General features: G+C 45.6%; 14 protein-coding genes and 2 riboswitches. All 14 genes read right to left on the reverse strand.

What is annotated here, in order from left to right; translation table 11 throughout:
- Positions 1–9: 9 nt before the first annotated feature.
- The 14 genes from purF to guaA all read right to left on the reverse strand — a co-directional run bounded on the left by purF (position 10) and on the right by guaA (position 15684).
- Positions 10–1443: an amidophosphoribosyltransferase gene (purF, locus tag L2D08_RS11640; protein WP_242233941.1), complete on the reverse strand. Its 1434-nt coding sequence runs from the start codon at positions 1441–1443 to the stop codon at positions 10–12.
- Complete coding sequence (purL, locus tag L2D08_RS11645) at positions 1419–3653, reverse strand: phosphoribosylformylglycinamidine synthase subunit PurL (RefSeq protein WP_242233942.1); 2235 nt, start codon at positions 3651–3653, stop codon at positions 1419–1421. Before purL ends, purF begins: the two co-directional genes overlap by 25 nt.
- Positions 3637–4320: a phosphoribosylformylglycinamidine synthase subunit PurQ gene (gene purQ / locus L2D08_RS11650; protein WP_242233943.1), complete on the reverse strand. Its 684-nt coding sequence runs from the start codon at positions 4318–4320 to the stop codon at positions 3637–3639. Before purQ ends, purL begins: the two co-directional genes overlap by 17 nt.
- Positions 4317–4571, reverse strand: coding sequence for a phosphoribosylformylglycinamidine synthase subunit PurS (gene purS / locus L2D08_RS11655; protein ID WP_242233944.1), 255 nt, complete (start codon positions 4569–4571; stop codon positions 4317–4319). The genes purQ and purS overlap by 4 nt, the downstream gene beginning before the upstream one ends.
- Complete coding sequence (purC, locus tag L2D08_RS11660; protein ID WP_242233945.1) at positions 4571–5284, reverse strand: phosphoribosylaminoimidazolesuccinocarboxamide synthase; 714 nt, start codon at positions 5282–5284, stop codon at positions 4571–4573. The genes purS and purC overlap by 1 nt, the downstream gene beginning before the upstream one ends.
- Before the next feature lie 28 nt (positions 5285–5312).
- A complete protein-coding gene (purB, locus tag L2D08_RS11665; protein ID WP_242233946.1) occupies positions 5313–6605 on the reverse strand; it encodes an adenylosuccinate lyase in 1293 nt (430 codons plus the stop codon).
- Between the two features lie 28 nt (positions 6606–6633).
- Entirely contained in the window at positions 6634–7761 is a 1128-nt protein-coding gene (purK, locus tag L2D08_RS11670; protein WP_242233947.1) for a 5-(carboxyamino)imidazole ribonucleotide synthase, read from the reverse strand.
- Positions 7754–8242: a 5-(carboxyamino)imidazole ribonucleotide mutase gene (purE, locus tag L2D08_RS11675; protein ID WP_242233948.1), complete on the reverse strand. Its 489-nt coding sequence runs from the start codon at positions 8240–8242 to the stop codon at positions 7754–7756. Before purE ends, purK begins: the two co-directional genes overlap by 8 nt.
- A gap of 94 nt (positions 8243–8336) precedes the next feature.
- A riboswitch (purine riboswitch) is annotated at positions 8337–8437 on the reverse strand.
- 76 nt (positions 8438–8513) lie between these two features.
- The gene (locus L2D08_RS11680) at positions 8514–8708 is read right to left on the reverse strand and encodes an NETI motif-containing protein (protein WP_242233949.1); all 195 of its coding nucleotides are present in this window, start codon (positions 8706–8708) and stop codon (positions 8514–8516) included.
- Complete coding sequence (locus L2D08_RS11685; RefSeq protein ID WP_242233950.1) at positions 8705–9247, reverse strand: DUF2179 domain-containing protein; 543 nt, start codon at positions 9245–9247, stop codon at positions 8705–8707. The genes L2D08_RS11680 and L2D08_RS11685 overlap by 4 nt, the downstream gene beginning before the upstream one ends.
- 89 nt (positions 9248–9336) lie before the next feature.
- Entirely contained in the window at positions 9337–11403 is a 2067-nt protein-coding gene (gene ptsG, locus L2D08_RS11690) for a glucose-specific PTS transporter subunit IIBC (protein WP_242233951.1), read from the reverse strand.
- Between the two features lie 183 nt (positions 11404–11586).
- Entirely contained in the window at positions 11587–12429 is an 843-nt protein-coding gene (glcT, locus tag L2D08_RS11695) for a glucose PTS transporter transcription antiterminator GlcT (RefSeq protein ID WP_242233952.1), read from the reverse strand.
- 89 nt (positions 12430–12518) lie between these two features.
- A complete protein-coding gene (locus tag L2D08_RS11700; RefSeq protein ID WP_242233953.1) occupies positions 12519–13853 on the reverse strand; it encodes an NCS2 family permease in 1335 nt (444 codons plus the stop codon).
- A gap of 93 nt (positions 13854–13946) precedes the next feature.
- Positions 13947–14047, reverse strand: a riboswitch (purine riboswitch).
- A gap of 83 nt (positions 14048–14130) precedes the next feature.
- On the reverse strand, positions 14131–15684 hold the full coding sequence (gene guaA / locus L2D08_RS11705) for a glutamine-hydrolyzing GMP synthase (RefSeq protein ID WP_242233954.1): 1554 nt from the start codon (positions 15682–15684) through the stop codon (positions 14131–14133).
- Positions 15685–15844 lie beyond the last annotated feature (160 nt).

The raw sequence follows: 15844 nt of genomic DNA on the forward strand, positions 1-15844 counted from the left end.
TTCCTCCTGTTAGCACATGATTTCTTTATCATGCGGATGCTGTGTATCTGGGAAAATCTCCGTCGGGTATTCCCCTGTAAAGCAGGCCATGCACTGACCGCATTCGCCAAGCTCGCTTTTGCGGTGGCCGATTGCTTCAATCGTGCCCTCTACGCTTAAATAAGTAAGAGAATCTGCTCCGATCAATTCACGTAATTCTTCATTTGTATAGTGTGCAGCGATCAATTCGCCTTTTTCAGATGTATCAATTCCATAAAAGCATGGATGCTTAATGGCTGGCGAGCTGATTACGACGTGTACTTCTTTGGCGCCGGCTTCTTTGAGCATTGTAACGATCCGTCTGCTCGTTGTGCCGCGGACAATCGAGTCATCTACCATAACCACTTTTTTGCCTTCTACAACCCCGCGTACAGGAGAAAGCTTCATTTTAACCCCCTGTTCACGAAGAGACTGGGACGGCTGAATAAATGTCCGGCCAACATAACGGTTTTTAATTAAACCAAGCTCATATGGAATACCTGTTGCTTCTGCAAAACCGATAGCAGCAGAAATACTCGAATCCGGTACTCCTGTGACAACATCAGCTTCCAGTACCGCTGGATCTACTTCTTGTGCCAGCATTTTACCGAGGCGTTTACGGGCACTGTGAACATTCACGCCATGAATATTACTGTCCGGACGGGAGAAATAAACGTATTCCATCGTGCACATTGCGTCACTGATCGCTGCGGCAAACTGTTCAGAATGAAGACCGTCTTCATTAATGGTAATCAATTCACCCGGCTCCACATCACGTAAAAACTCAGCACCAATAATATCAAAGGCGCACGTTTCAGAGGCAACCACATAAGCATCTCCAAGTTTGCCGATTGAAAGCGGGCGCAGCCCTTGTGGATCAAGTGCTACATGCATTTCGTTTTCCGTCATGACAAGAAACGCATAGGCTCCTTTTACCATGGAAAGAGCCGTTTTCAAACGGTCTTTGATCGTGCCATATGTGCTGCGGCGGATTAAGTGTGCCAGTACCTCGGTGTCAGACGTTGTCTGGAAAATACTTCCTTGAGCTTCCAGTTCACGCTTCAGCGATGTAGCGTTGACAAGGTTTCCGTTATGCGCAAGCGCCAGGCTGCCTGTTTGAAAGTGGAACAGGAGCGGCTGTACATTTTGGTAGCCGCCGCCGCCTGCTGTTTGATAACGAACATGCCCAATGGCTGCTGCTCCTGTTAAACCGTTGACAATATCCTGGTTGAAAATTTCTGTAACAAGCCCTTCACCTTTATGGCCGCGAAGGCGTTCTCCGTCGCTCATCACGACGCCGGCGCCTTCTTGTCCGCGGTGCTGTAAGCTTTGCAGGCCGTAATATGTGATTTGTGATGCATTTTCGTGTCCAAAAACCCCGAAGACGCCACACTCTTCATTTAAGCCTCTGAGTTCAGCAAGCATGGAATAGCTCCTTTCCAGGCATCCTCCAGTTCACTAACCGGTGCCTGTACCACTTCTTCTCCGTTAATTGTAATTGATGCCAATGGCTGAGCTGTTACTTCACCAATTTGTTTTGCATCCTGTACGACTGCTTCAAACGCTTCTTTGTTTTCTGGCTTCACTGTAATGACAAAGCGTGACTGTGTTTCTGCAAATAGGGCAGCCGTTGCTTCACCTTGAAGAGAAACGCGGGCACCAAGACCTGTGCCGAATAATTTTTCAACAAGCGCTACGGCAAATCCACCTTCTGAAATATCATGAGCTGATTGAACAAGGCCCGACTGAATAGCCGTAAGAAGTGCATCCTGGCGTGCTTTTTCCACTGTCAAATCAATAGCTGGTGATTGACCGAAAATATCGCCGTCATTCATCAATTTTTGCAGTTCGCTGCCGCCAAAGTCGTTCGCAGCATCTCCAATTACGTATACAAGGTCGCCAGCCTGCTTCGCTGCTTGTGTCGTAATATGATTCACGTCTTCAATCAATCCGACCATGCCGATAATTGGTGTCGGGTAAATAGCCGTACCGTTTGTTTCATTATAAAGAGATACATTTCCGCCGATAACCGGTGATTGAAGCGCAAGGCATGCTTCACTAATTCCGTCTGCTGACTGCTCAAGCTGCCAGAATACGCCTGGATTCTCAGGGCTTCCGTAGTTTAAGCCGTCTGTAATCGCAAGTGGACGGGCACCAGAAGCTACGATATTACGAGCCGCTTCTGCTACGGCAATTTTACCGCCTGTTTTCGGATCAAGGTAAATGTAACGTGCGTTACAGTCTGTTGTCATTGCAAGTGCTTTGTTTGTGCCGCGCAGACGGATTACCGCTGCGTCTGATCCTGGCGCAACCACTGTGTTCGTGCGAACTTGGTAATCGTATTGGTCATACACCCACTCTTTGCTTGCAATCGTCGGCTGCTGAAGCAATTTCACAAGTGTTTCTTTGTGATCTGTAACGTCCGGTGTTACGTCTTCCATTGCCTGGAACGTACGGAAGTATTCCGGTTCTGCTGATGGCTTGTGGTACACTGGTGCATCTTCTGCCAGCGCATCAACCGGTACTTCTGCCGCTACTTCGCCTTTATGAATCAAACGAAGCATTTTGTCGTCTGTTACGACACCAACTGATGCCGCTTCAAGACCGTATTTAGCAAAAAGATCTTCGATTTCTTTTTCGTGTCCTTTTTTCACAACGATCAGCATGCGCTCCTGTGATTCAGACAGCATCATTTCATATGGTGTCATGCCTGTTTCGCGCTGCGGAATCAAATCAAGGTTCATTTCAATTCCTGATCCGGATTTTGACGCCATTTCTGCTGACGAGCTTGTTAAGCCGGCAGCACCCATATCTTGAATACCGACAAGAACGTCCTGATGATTGTAAATAAGCTCAAGGCATGCTTCTAAAAGCAATTTTTCCATGAATGGGTCGCCAACCTGTACCGCCGGGCGTTTTTCATCTGAGCTTTCGCTTAATTCTTCTGAAGCGAATGTCGCACCGTGAATACCATCGCGGCCTGTTTTCGCTCCTACATACATTACGGTGTTGCCAACGCCTTTCGCCTGGCCTTTTTGAATATCTTTATGATCAATCAGCCCCACACACATTGCGTTCACAAGCGGATTGCCGTCATAAGACGGATCAAAGCCGATTTCACCGCCGACTGTTGGGATCCCGATGCAGTTTCCGTAACCGGCAATACCGGCAACAACTTCTTCAAACAAATACTTTACACGTGCTGTTTCAAGTTCACCGAAACGAAGTGAGTTTAAAATCGCAACCGGACGGGCACCCATTGAGAATACATCACGGATAATACCTCCGACACCTGTTGCTGCGCCCTGGTATGGCTCAATAGCAGATGGGTGGTTATGACTTTCAATTTTAAACGCAACGGCCTGACCGTCACCGATATCAACGATACCAGCACCTTCACCCGGTCCCTGCAAAACGTGCTCGCCTTTTGTCGGGAAACGGCTTAAAACAGGCTTGGAATTTTTATAGCTGCAATGCTCTGACCACATAACCGAGAAAAGACCTGTTTCTGCGTAGTTTGGCAGACGGCCAAGAATTTTTTCTACTTTGGCAAATTCTTCATCCGTTAAGCCCATTGTGCTGTATAGTTTTTCGTCTTTAATTTGCTGTGGATTTGGTTCAAGCATTAACGACATGAGAATTCCTCCAGTGCTTTACAATTGATTGGAAAAGTTTAAGGCCATCCGCGCTGCCAAGAAGTTCATCAACAGCCCGCTCCGGATGCGGCATCATGCCAAGTACATTGCCTTTTTCGTTTGTAATACCTGCAATATCAGAAAGGCTTCCGTTTACATCGCTCGCATATGTGAAGGCAATTTGATTGTTTTCCTTCAATTTTGCAAGTGTTGCTTCGTCACAGTAGTAGTTTCCTTCACCGTGTGCAACTGGAATGCTGATTTTTTCGCCTTTTTCGTATAAAGAAGTAAACATCGTTTCATCATTTTCAACAGACAGCTCTACCGTCCGGCAAATAAACTTTAAGTTTTTGTTGCGAAGCATAGCTCCTGGAAGAAGGCCTGATTCAAGCAAAATTTGAAACCCGTTGCAGACGCCAAGAACCGGCTTGTCCGCTTCCGCAGCACGTTTAACTGCGGCCATTACGTTTGACATGTGAGCGATTGCGCCTGAACGGAGGTAGTCTCCGTATGAAAAGCCTCCTGGAAGCAAAATACCGTCGTATTCATCAAGGTTGTCCGCATCATGCCAGACAAGATCAACCTGCTCGCCTAATTCGTCTTTTACCGCGTGGTACATATCTACATCACAGTTAGATCCTGGAAATACGATGACTGCAAATTTCACTGTTTCGCACTCTCCTCGATTTCATATCGGTAATCTTCAATAACCGGGTTTGACAAAAGTTTTTCACATACTTCTTTGACTGTGCCCTCTACGTCACGAACAGAATCATCGAATTGAAGCTCCATGTATTTGCCGATGCGCACTTCTTCTACTCCCTGGTAGCCAAGGCTTGACAGAGATTGCTGTACTGCTTTTCCTTGCGGGTCTAATACACTTTCACGAAGCGTTACGTAAACTTTCACTTTATACATTATAGAGTTCCTCCAAGTCGATTGTAGATTTCGGTATATGCTTCTGTCAGTCCGCCAAGATCCCGGCGGAACAAGTCTTTGTCGAGTTTGCGATTTGTGCCTTTTTCCCATAGACGGCATGTATCCGGCGAAATTTCATCGGCCAGCAGAATGCTTCCATCCTTTTGACGGCCAAATTCGATTTTAAAGTCAATGAGGTCAACACCCATTTCGCTAAACAATGGAATGAGTACATCGTTTACACGAAGAGCTTCTTTTTTCAAAATTTGCACTTCTTCAGGTGCTGCCACGTCAAGCAGACGGATATGATCTTCTGTTAAGAGCGGGTCACCGAGATCATCATTTTTGTAATAAAACTCAACGATTGGCTCCTTAAACCGCACGCCTTCTTCAAAGCCGAGGCGCTTGGCAATGCTGCCAGCGGCAACATTGCGCACCACAACTTCAAGCGGAATAATGTCAACATGCTTCACAAGCTGCTCGTTTTCAGACAGCTGCTCAACAAAGTGAGACTCAATACCCTGCTCGGCGAGCTTCTCAAACAATAGCCCTGTGATTAAATTGTTTAAACGGCCTTTACCGTCGATTTCTGCTTTTTTCTCACCGTTAAAAGCAGTCGCTGAGTTTTTATATTCGATCCAGACGATCTCTTCCTGGTCTGTTGCATAAATGCGTTTTGCTTTTCCTTCGTAGAGCTGCTTGCCTTTTTGCATGATGTGATCCTCCCAGGTTCCGGTTTAATTAAAGACCAATGCGGTCAAAAATCGTGTCGACATGTTTGATGTGGTAGTTATAGTCAAAGCAGTCAGCAATTTCTTCCGGTGTTAATTTAGATGTGATCGTTTCATCCGCTTCTACAAGTGAACGGAACGGAACTTGCTTGTCCCATGCTTCCATCGCCCGCGGCTGTACAGTGTCATAAGCTGCTTCACGCGCCATGCCTTTGTCGATCAGAGCAAGAAGAATACGCTGTGAGTAAATAAGGCCAAGTGTACGGTCCATATTGCGCTTCATGTTTTCCGGGAATACCGTCAAGTTCTTCACAATGTTGCCAAAACGGTTCAGCATGTAATTCAAGGCAATCGTTGCATCCGGCAGAATCACGCGCTCTGCAGATGAATGGGAGATATCGCGCTCATGCCAAAGGGATACATTTTCGTATGCTGTAACCATGTGGCCGCGAATCACGCGCGCAAGGCCAACCATGTTTTCAGATCCGATTGGATTACGTTTATGCGGCATCGCTGATGAGCCTTTTTGTCCTTTTGCAAATGCTTCTTCTACTTCGCGTGTTTCTGACTTTTGCAGGCCGCGAATCTCTGTTGCGAATTTTTCGATAGATGCAGCAACGAGTGCAAGAGTAGCCATATAATGTGCATGGCGGTCACGCTGAAGAGTCTGCGTTGAAACCGGTGCTGGTTTCGTACCCAGCTTTTCGCAAACATACTGCTCAACGAACGGATCGATGTTTGCGTATGTGCCGACTGCGCCGGAAATTTTTCCGTATTGAACGCCGTCAGCTGCGTCGTTAAAGCGCTCAAGGTTGCGTTTCATTTCTTCATACCAAAGGGCCATCTTCAAGCCAAATGTTGTCGGTTCTGCATGAACGCCGTGTGTACGGCCCATCATAACCGTGTGTTTATGTTCAATCGCTTTGTCACGAAGGATGTCGATAAAGTTCTCAATATCTTTACGTAAAATGTCGTTCGCCTGCTTTAATAGATAAGAAAGGGCTGTGTCGACTACATCTGTTGACGTTAATCCGTAATGCACCCATTTGCGCTCTTCTCCAAGTGTTTCGGATACAGCGCGGGTAAATGCCACTACATCATGGCGTGTTTCTAGTTCAATTTCGTTAATGCGGTCAATGTCAAAGCTTGCATTTTCGCGAAGTTTTTGAACATCTTCTTTTGGGATTTCACCAAGTTCAGACCATGCCTCGCAAGCTAAGATTTCTACTTCAAGCCATGCTTTGAATTTGTTTTCTTCTGTCCAGATGCTGCCCATTTCAGGTCGTGTATAGCGTTCGATCATTAGTTGTCATCCTCCGATTAATCGTCGTTTATTTTGTCCAAATCCGGCTTTCCTGGATTTCGGTTAAGGTTTCATTGATATTGTCCGTCAAAATGGTTACATGCCCCATTTTCCGTTTTTCTTTTGCTTCGTCTTTTCCGTATAAGTGAATGGACCATTCCGGCTTGTCTACAATGGCGCTCACAACACCCTCTACATGTTCACCGAGCACATTAACCATGACAGCTGGCTTTAAAAGCGCTGTGCTTTTAAGCGGCCAGTTGCAAACAGCGCGGATGTGCTGGCCAAACTGGGAGATTCCGCACGCTTCGATCGTATAGTGCCCGGAGTTGTGCGGCCGCGGTGCCAATTCATTAATGTAAATGCCGCCTTCTTCTGTTACGAACATCTCGACAGCCAGGGTGCCGACAAGGGACAGCGCCGATGCAATGCTCTCTGCTGCCTCATGTGCAGCTCGCTCGGTTTCTTTCGAAATACGGGCCGGTACAATTGATTCGTGCAGAATGTTATCTACGTGAATATTTTCTGCCACCGGGAAAAATGTCGTTTCCCCTTCTGGATTTCGTGTCACAATGACGGATATTTCTTTTTGGAATGGAATCCATTGTTCAAGTACACAGTCACCATGCGTAAGCAGCTTGGCTGCTTCTGATGCCTGGTTCACTTCTTTTAACACAAACTGCCCTTTGCCGTCGTATCCGCCGGTTGCCGTTTTCAGTACAGCCGGCAGGCCGAGCGCCTCGATTCCTTCCAGCAGATCAGACTCGGTCCGAATCACCCGATAAGGGGCAACCGGCACGCCTGCATTCGAGATCGCTTCTTTTTCGTAAACGCGGTTTTGCGTAATACGGATCAGCTCTGCTCCCTGCGGAATATGGGCCGTGTTCATCAGCTCTTTTAAGCCTTCATAATCAATATTTTCAAATTCGTAGGTGATCACGTCACTTACTTGTGCCAGGCGCTGAAGTGCCTCCTGGTCATTGTAAGGTGCTTGGATGACGATATCCGCTGTCTGCGTGCATGGGGCTCCTTCTGCCGGTTCAAGAACGGCGATGCGAAAGCCCGCTTCTTTAGCTGCCAGTGCCATCATACGTCCTAATTGCCCGCCGCCGATGATGCCAATCGTTTTTCCCGGTTCAATGATTTTTCTAGCCAAGCTGATCACTGCTTTCAAGGACCGTTTTTTCTGTTTCCTTCCGGCGCTTGTCCAACCGCGCCGCTACACCTGTGTCCGCGATCGACAAAATTTGCGCCGCCAGCAGACCGGCATTGGTTGCACCGGCTTTGCCAATTGCTGTTGTAGCAACAGGCACGCCGCCCGGCATTTGAACGATAGAAAGAAGAGAATCAAGCCCATTTAACGCTTTTGACTGAACAGGGACGCCGATAACCGGCAGAGTCGTTTTTGCTGCCGTCATGCCTGGCAGATGAGCAGCCCCTCCTGCTCCCGCAATGATCACTTTAATTCCTCGCTCCCGTGCCGTTTCGGCATATTCAAACATCAAATCAGGGGTGCGGTGTGCGGATACCACTTTCTTTTCATAGGGAATGTCAAGTTCACCGAGTACGTCACATGCGTGCTTCATTGTTTCCCAATCTGATGTGCTTCCCATAATAACGCCAACTTCAATCGTCATCTTGATCCTCCATTGTGAGATTTTTTTACATAAAAAAACGGGCAGACCGCTTCTCCGGTAAAAAGGAGAAAGCGATTCGCCCGTAGTCGATCGAGAGTACGAATGCTTTCCCCATAGTCGGCTCGTTTACGGCGGCCGGTAGAAACTCGCGGGCCATATTCCCGCTATTATATGAGGTGCTTTATTTGTCCTCTACATATTAACAACCGATCGAAGGGGTTGTCAACAAAAAATCGAACGATATTTATCACTTATATTTTAATGTTCGTATTTAAGTCATTATTTTTCCTTCAAAGACGATTTCACGACCAATCGGTACATGAATTGTTTCCCCGTTTTCCTTCCGCTCTTCAAAAAGAGGCTTTTCCATCCGCCGCACCGGCATATAGCCTTCCTGCTTCATTCGTTCGAGGCACTCATCAATCGTTTCGTTTTCCTGCACGTAAAAATTCTTTTTTTTGCTCATTGCATCAATTTTCCCTTTCTCACTTGTTTTACCCAGAAGCCGCCATGGATGGTTTTCGGCTCAAAAGCAATAATAAATGCTTTTGGGTCAAGGTCTTTAATTTTCTCATACAGCTTCAGCTCATACTTACGCGGCGTCAAAATCTGCATCGCCATCCGTTCACCTTCAAGCCCGTTCGCTGCCCAGTTGGTCACTCCGTAGCCTTCCTGGCGCAATTGCTTCGGCAGGTCTTTATCATATTCCTTGGTGATCACATTCACCGTAATATATCCAAGCGCCAGCTTTTCCTCGATCTTCATGCCAACGATCACTCCCACACCGTAGCCGACCGCATAAGCAATTAAGTTTTGAATTTCGTTTAAGTTATCGAGCACCAGTCCAAGACCTACAACATAAATGACAACCTCAATCGTACTGACAAAAGCGGCTGTGTAGCGATAGCCTTTCAGAGTCAAAATCATGCGGATCGTAAAAAATGAAACGTACACAATATTGATCAGCAAAATAATGACAACCATTAGTAAGGCATTATCCATCATCGTAATTCACTCCTCTTTCCCGGCAGTTTACCATATTGGCGCTCATTAAAAAAGCCTCAGCCAAATGATTGGCTGAGGCAGATTGCTTCTTATTTAATAGTGATGACGTTCTCGTCACCATTTTTCACTGTTCCCGGCTTTTCAACCGTTACAGATTGACCTTCTGCAAGGTTTGTGAAAATAATCGGCGTGATCGTCGATGTAGCATTTTTCGCAATGTAGTCCAGGTCCACCTTAAGAAGCGGCTGGCCTGCTTTCACTTCATCACCTTCTGATACAAGGGCTTCAAAACCTTCCCCGTTCAGCTTTACTGTATCGATACCGAAGTGAATCAAGATTTCGCGTCCACTGTCCGCCGTAATACCGATCGCATGCTTTGTCGGGAAGACATTGATAATTTTACCGTTTACCGGGGATACGACTGTACCATCGTTTGGTTTGATCGCAAAGCCGTCACCCATCATTTTTCCAGCGAAAACAGGGTCCGGTACTTCTGTAATTGGCAAAAGCTCACCCGAAATAGGTGCTACAAACTTATCTTCTACATCGTTACGGATTGCAGCCGGTGCCGCGTTTTCCACTTCTTTTTGCGTTTCCTGGTCCGGTTTTACGGTTGCTGTTGGACGAGGCTTGCTGCCTTTCATAATGTCCGCCATTTGGTGGCGCAGGCCGTCTGATTTCGGTCCAAAGATAGCCTGGATGTTGTTGCCCACTTCAAGGACGCCTGCTGCTCCAAGCTGTTTTAAACGTTTTTTATCAACGTTGCCAATATCATTTACAGAAACACGAAGACGTGTAATACATGCGTCAAGGTTCACAATGTTTTCTTTTCCGCCCATCGCATCCAGAATCTCGTATGGAAGATCACCGGCTACAACTGCTGGTCCCTCTTCACCATCTGCATCTTCTGTCTCACGTCCTGGTGTTGCAAGGTTAAACTTGCGGATTGCAAAACGGAAGCCGAAGTAGTAGATAACCGCAAATACAAGACCTACTGGAATGACAATCCATGCATTTGTTTGCGGGTTTAAAAGGCCGAATAGTGTATAGTCAATCAAACCGCCTGAGAATGTCATACCAATTTTTACATCCAGCAAGTTCATTGTCATAAATGACAGACCTGCAAAAATCGCGTGAACTCCGAACAAAACAGGTGCTACGAACAAGAATGAGAACTCAAGCGGCTCTGTAATCCCTGTTAGGAAAGATGTTAATGCAGCAGAACCCATAAGGCCGGCTACTACTTTTTTGCGCTCAGGACGCGCTTCATGATAAATCGCAAGCGCTGCTGCCGGAAGACCGAACATCATGAATGGATATTTACCCGTCATAAACGTACCGGCTGTTAAGTTTTCCACACCGTCCCGAATCTGCGCCATAAACATTGGCTGGTCACCACGAACGATTTCACCCGCCGCCGTTGTGTACTGGCCAAATTCATACCAGAATGGTGAGTAGAAAATGTGATGCAGACCGAATGGAATTAAGCTACGTTCAATTACACCGAAAATAAAAGCGGATAGGGCAAGATTACCTTCTAGCAGTACGTGTGAAAAGGCATTTAAGCCACTTTGAATTGGCGGCCAGATCACAATCATAAGAAGACCCATAACAACTGCTGAAGCTGCTGTTGCAATTGGGACAAACCGTTTGCCCGCAAAGAATCCTAAATATGACGGCAATTCAATGTTAAAGAATTTGTTGTACATGTAAGCAGCAATTGCTCCCACGATAATCCCGCCGAATACACCGGTTTGCAGGGATGGAATTCCAAGAATAAGCGCATAAGCAGGGTTTCCGCCTTCTAGAACAGCGATTCTCTCCAAGCCTAGTGCTGTACCCATTGTTGCGTTCATAATTAAATATCCGACGATCGCAGCAAGACCGGCAACACCGTCACCGCCTGCAAGACCAATCGCTACGCCGACTGCAAAGAGTATCGGCAGGTTTCCGAAAACAATGTCACCTGAATTTTCCATAACAGATGCGACTGTAACAATCCAGTCAGCTGTTAAAAACGGCGCTAAATCAGTTAAAGCTGGGTTTTGCAGCGCATTACCAAACGCAAGCAAAAGTCCGGCAGCCGGCAAAATTGCAACAGGCAGCATAAGTGCTTTACCGATTTTCTGAAGCACACCGAAAAGCTTTTTGAACATGTGTATTTCCTCCTCTATTATTAAATAGTATGTGCATTTCAAAGATGAATCAGACAGACAAGCACGAAAAAAGGCATGAGAAAAGAAGACATCAGAAAATAGAAGTCTTAATAAACCCCTATTTTCCCTGTATCTTCTTTACTCATGCCTGATCGTATCAGTAACACGTAAAGAACAATGTAATTATTTCATTTTTGTCTGTATCCGCTGCAGATGCATTGTTAAATAAACCGCTTCTGCATCATACACGGGATGTTTTAATGTCTGCTGCATCACTTTGATCAGCTTCCACGACAAATTATAACACACAGGATATTCCGCTTTCAATAGGTTTGCGATTTTTTCTGGTTCTTCGACTTTTTCCCCGCGGACCACCCGTTCAATCGTATATCGTATATGGCGTACAAGGCGCATGTAATCAATACTTTCCTTGTCCAGCTCCACCTCAAGCTGAGATTCAATCATTCCAACTAATGTCGCAATGAGCTCGGAGTGGCGGCTTAAATCTTTCACATCTTTATTGGCGACCGCACTGTGAATATGAAGAGCAATAAAGCCGGTTTCTCCTTCTGGCAGTTTAATCGTCAACTTGCTGTTAATCAGCTTTGTAACCTCTTCTGCTATTTCATATTCAAACGGATAGAGCGCTTTCGTTTCCAATAAAAACGGGTTGCTAATGCCCATGCCGCGCATCATGCGATTTACTGCAAACAACAGGTGGTCTGTCAAACCGACGTGAATGTGCTCGTTCAGCGTTTCCCCTACCCGCTCACGAATAAGCTCCACTGCCGCGATAATGACTTTCAACGTTTCATCATCTAAGTGAGGCAGCAGCTTTTTATACTGCTCTTGCTCGCTCCGGTCCTTTAATACAAACAGCTTTTCCACCGAACTCCGCACAATGCTGTCTCCCTGATGCCGGCCAAAGCCGATCCCTCTGCCGATCAGTACAACTTCTGTTTTATCATCTGACGCTGCAATGAGCACATTGTTGTTTAATACTTTTTTCACAAAAAATTTCTCCATGGCACATCCCCGTTGTTTTGTTTTTTACAGTATAGCATGAGGGCGACGCAAAAAAACACCTCTCTGTTTGGCAGAGAGGTGTTTTAGAACTATTTCAAAAATACAAAATAAAGCACAAATACAACAAATAAGAAATACATAATTGGATGGATTTCTTTTCCGCGCCCTTTTACAAGCATTGTAATCGGATAGAAAATAAAGCCCATTGCAATTCCAGTCGCAATACTGTAAGAAAGCGGCATAGCAATAATGGTTAAAAACGCCGGAACGGCAATTTCAAACTTCGTCCAGTCAATTCGACCTAAAGCCGAGACCATCAATACCCCAACAATAATGATTGCCGGTGCTGTTACATGTGATGTAATCACCGACAGCAACGGGAAGAAAAACAGAGATAGAAGAAACAATACACCCGTTACGACAGCCGCAAGCCCTGTCCGTGCCCCAGCAGCTACGCCAGCAGATGACTCAATATACGATGTTGTAGTCGAAGTTCCAAGCAGTGCCCCAGCTACCGTTGCGCAAGAATCAGCTAGTAACGCTTTTCCTGCCCGCGGCAGCTTATTGTCTTTCATTAAGCCTGCTTGAGTAGCCACTGCGACAAGTGTGCCTGCTGTATCAAAAAAGTCCACAAACAAAAACGTTAATACAATAACAAGCATTTGCAGTGTGAAAATGTCGCCCGGCGTTTGAAAAATGTTTTCAAGTGCTACGCCGAATGTCGGTGCTACACTTGGTGCCGCTGAAACAATTTTAGCCGGCAGGTCAACAAGGCCGAAAATCATGCCAACTACCGCTGTGATCAGCATGCCGTAAAAAATGCCTCCATTGATTCCTTTAGTCATCATAATCACGGTAATAATCAAACCAAAAATCGTGAGAAGTGTTGGACCAGAACCCAAATCTCCAAGTCCGACAAGTACAGCGTCGTCATTGACGATAATACCGGCATTTTGAAAGCCGACAAATGTAATAAATAAACCAATCCCTGCTCCAACTGCATATTTAAGCTCAAGAGGAATGGAGTTAATAATTGTTTCCCTCAAGCCTGTCATTGTTAAGAAAATGAAGATAATACCTGAGAACAAAACACCAGTCAGCGCTGTCTGCCAAGGAATTCCGTACGTTAATATGACAGTATATGCAAAAAATGCATTTAACCCCATGCCCGGAGCAAGCCCAATCGGGTACTTGGCAAGCAGCCCCATGATTATTGATCCAATCGCGGCAGCCAATGCTGTAGCTGTAAAAACTGCCCCGTGATCCATTCGCATTGTATCTGGCAAATCTGGTATAGACTGTAAAGATAGTGTCAGCGGATTGACCACTAAAATGTACGCCATAGATAAAAAGGTGGTTAAGCCGCCAATCATCTCGCGGCGGTACGTTGTTCCAAGTTCATCCATATGGAAAAACTTTCTCATTCTTTTTTCTCCCCTCGATCTTATATACGAACGAAAAATACCCGGAGCAGTGGATGCTCCGGGTACGACTAACAAAGGAATATAGAAAGAGACATTCTCTTTCCATTCATTCGTAGTCGGACCATTTACGGCAGTCCGGTAGAAACTGTCAAGCCTTATTCTCGACGATATACGATGCATGTAAAAGTAATAATGTACTCTTTCATTTTACTGGTATACCATTCGTTCGTCAATACAAAACACGAACGAAAAGTATTTTTTTATGTTTTTTGTTCGCTTATTCCCACTCGATTGTTGCAGGCGGCTTGCTCGTAATGTCGTACACAACGCGGTTTACGTGTGCGACCTCGTTGACAATACGCGTAGAAATCACTTCAAGCACATCCCATGGAATACGCGCCCAGTCTGATGTCATACCGTCAATGGATGTTACGGCACGGATACCGACTGTGTAATCATATGTGCGTGCATCTCCCATAACCCCTACGCTGCGGATGTCCGGAAGTACAGTGAAGTACTGCCAAATTTCACGCTCAAGACCATGATTAGCGATTTCTTCGCGCAAAATCATATCAGATTCACGAACAATTTCCAATTTTTCTTCTGAAATCGCTCCAAGCACACGGATGCCCAGTCCAGGACCCGGGAACGGCTGGCGCCAAACGATGTGTTCTGGAATACCAAGCTCTGTTCCAAGCGCGCGCACTTCATCTTTAAACAGCGTGCTAAGCGGCTCAATCAGCTTAAACTGCATATCTTCCGGCAGTCCGCCTACGTTGTGGTGCGATTTAATCGTCTGCGCCGTAGCTGTACCACTTTCGATGATATCTGTGTAAAGTGTTCCCTGTGCAAGGAATTCAATACCCTGAAGTTTTGATGCTTCATCATCAAAAACATAAATAAACTCGTTACCGATAATTTTCCGTTTTTGTTCTGGATCTGATACGCCTGCCAGCTTGTTCATAAAGCGCTCTTTCGCATCAACTTTAATAATATTAATGTTAAAGCCGTTAGCAAATGTATCCATAACCTGCTCAGCTTCCCCTTTACGAAGAAGGCCGTGGTCAACGAAAATACATGTTAACTGATCGCCGATTGCTTTATGGATCAAAACCGCTACAACCGATGAATCTACACCGCCGGACATCGCGCAAAGCACTTTTTTATCGCCGACGATTTGGCGGATTTTTTCCACTTCAATTTCAACGTAGTTTTCCATAGACCAGTCGCCTGTGCAGCCGCATACACCGAATACAAAGTTCTTTAAAAGGTCGTTTCCGTATACGGAATGCTTTACTTCCGGATGGAATTGAACTGCGTACAGGTTTTCAGCTTTATTGCTCATTGCAGCAATTGGGCATGACGGACTTACCGCATCAACTGTAAAACCAGCCGGTGCTTCTGTTACAAGGTCACTATGGCTCATCCAGACAACTTGTTCGTTCGGAAGATCTGTAAATAGAGCAGACTCATTTTGAACAGTAATAGCGGCTTTTCCGTATTCACGGTGCGACGCTTTTGAAACTGTACCGCCAAAGTGTTTTGTCATCAGCTGCATACCATAGCAAATACCGAAAATCGGCACATTCAAGTCAAAAATGCGCTCATCGCAGTGAAAGGCGTCATCTGCGTATACGCTGTTTGGTCCGCCTGAGAAAATAATCCCTTTCGGATTGATTTCTTTGATTTCTTCAACTGTAATAGTGTGCGGATGAAGCTCGCTGTATACGCCAAATTCACGAATACGACGTGTGATCAGCTGATTGTACTGGCTTCCAAAGTCAAGTACAAGAATCATTTCCTGGTGCTGCAATTCTGATTTCCCTGTCATGATTTTACTCTCTTCCCTTCAATTCCGTATTATCGGAAACATTTATCTATTTTTTGTTCGTGTTCACACATTTTGACCTCATTTTATATGGTTCAATGGAGCCGGTCAAGGCATTGTTCTGTTTATTGAAAATTCAAAAATTAAAAACACGTACTGCTCT

The sequence above is a fragment of the Domibacillus sp. PGB-M46 genome (assembly GCF_022668875.1).
In the GTDB taxonomy this organism is placed as follows: domain Bacteria; phylum Bacillota; class Bacilli; order Bacillales; family Domibacillaceae; genus Domibacillus.

What these genes read in the sequence shown, in the direction of transcription:
- guaA (WP_242233954.1), bottom strand. Translation starts at nt 15,684, where the DNA reads ATGACAGGGAAATCAGAATTGCAGCACCAGGAAATGATTCTTGTACTT.
- L2D08_RS11685 (WP_242233950.1), bottom strand. Translation starts at nt 9,247, where the DNA reads ATGATGGATAATGCCTTACTAATGGTTGTCATTATTTTGCTGATCAAT.
- purF (WP_242233941.1), bottom strand. Translation starts at nt 1,443, where the DNA reads ATGCTTGCTGAACTCAGAGGCTTAAATGAAGAGTGTGGCGTCTTCGGG.
- L2D08_RS11680 (WP_242233949.1), bottom strand. Translation starts at nt 8,708, where the DNA reads ATGAGCAAAAAAAAGAATTTTTACGTGCAGGAAAACGAAACGATTGAT.
- purE (WP_242233948.1), bottom strand. Translation starts at nt 8,242, where the DNA reads ATGACGATTGAAGTTGGCGTTATTATGGGAAGCACATCAGATTGGGAA.
- glcT (WP_242233952.1), bottom strand. Translation starts at nt 12,429, where the DNA reads ATGGAGAAATTTTTTGTGAAAAAAGTATTAAACAACAATGTGCTCATT.
- purL (WP_242233942.1), bottom strand. Translation starts at nt 3,653, where the DNA reads ATGTCGTTAATGCTTGAACCAAATCCACAGCAAATTAAAGACGAAAAA.
- purB (WP_242233946.1), bottom strand. Translation starts at nt 6,605, where the DNA reads ATGATCGAACGCTATACACGACCTGAAATGGGCAGCATCTGGACAGAA.
- purS (WP_242233944.1), bottom strand. Translation starts at nt 4,571, where the DNA reads ATGTATAAAGTGAAAGTTTACGTAACGCTTCGTGAAAGTGTATTAGAC.
- purC (WP_242233945.1), bottom strand. Translation starts at nt 5,284, where the DNA reads ATGCAAAAAGGCAAGCAGCTCTACGAAGGAAAAGCAAAACGCATTTAT.
- ptsG (WP_242233951.1), bottom strand. Translation starts at nt 11,403, where the DNA reads ATGTTCAAAAAGCTTTTCGGTGTGCTTCAGAAAATCGGTAAAGCACTT.
- L2D08_RS11700 (WP_242233953.1), bottom strand. Translation starts at nt 13,853, where the DNA reads ATGAGAAAGTTTTTCCATATGGATGAACTTGGAACAACGTACCGCCGC.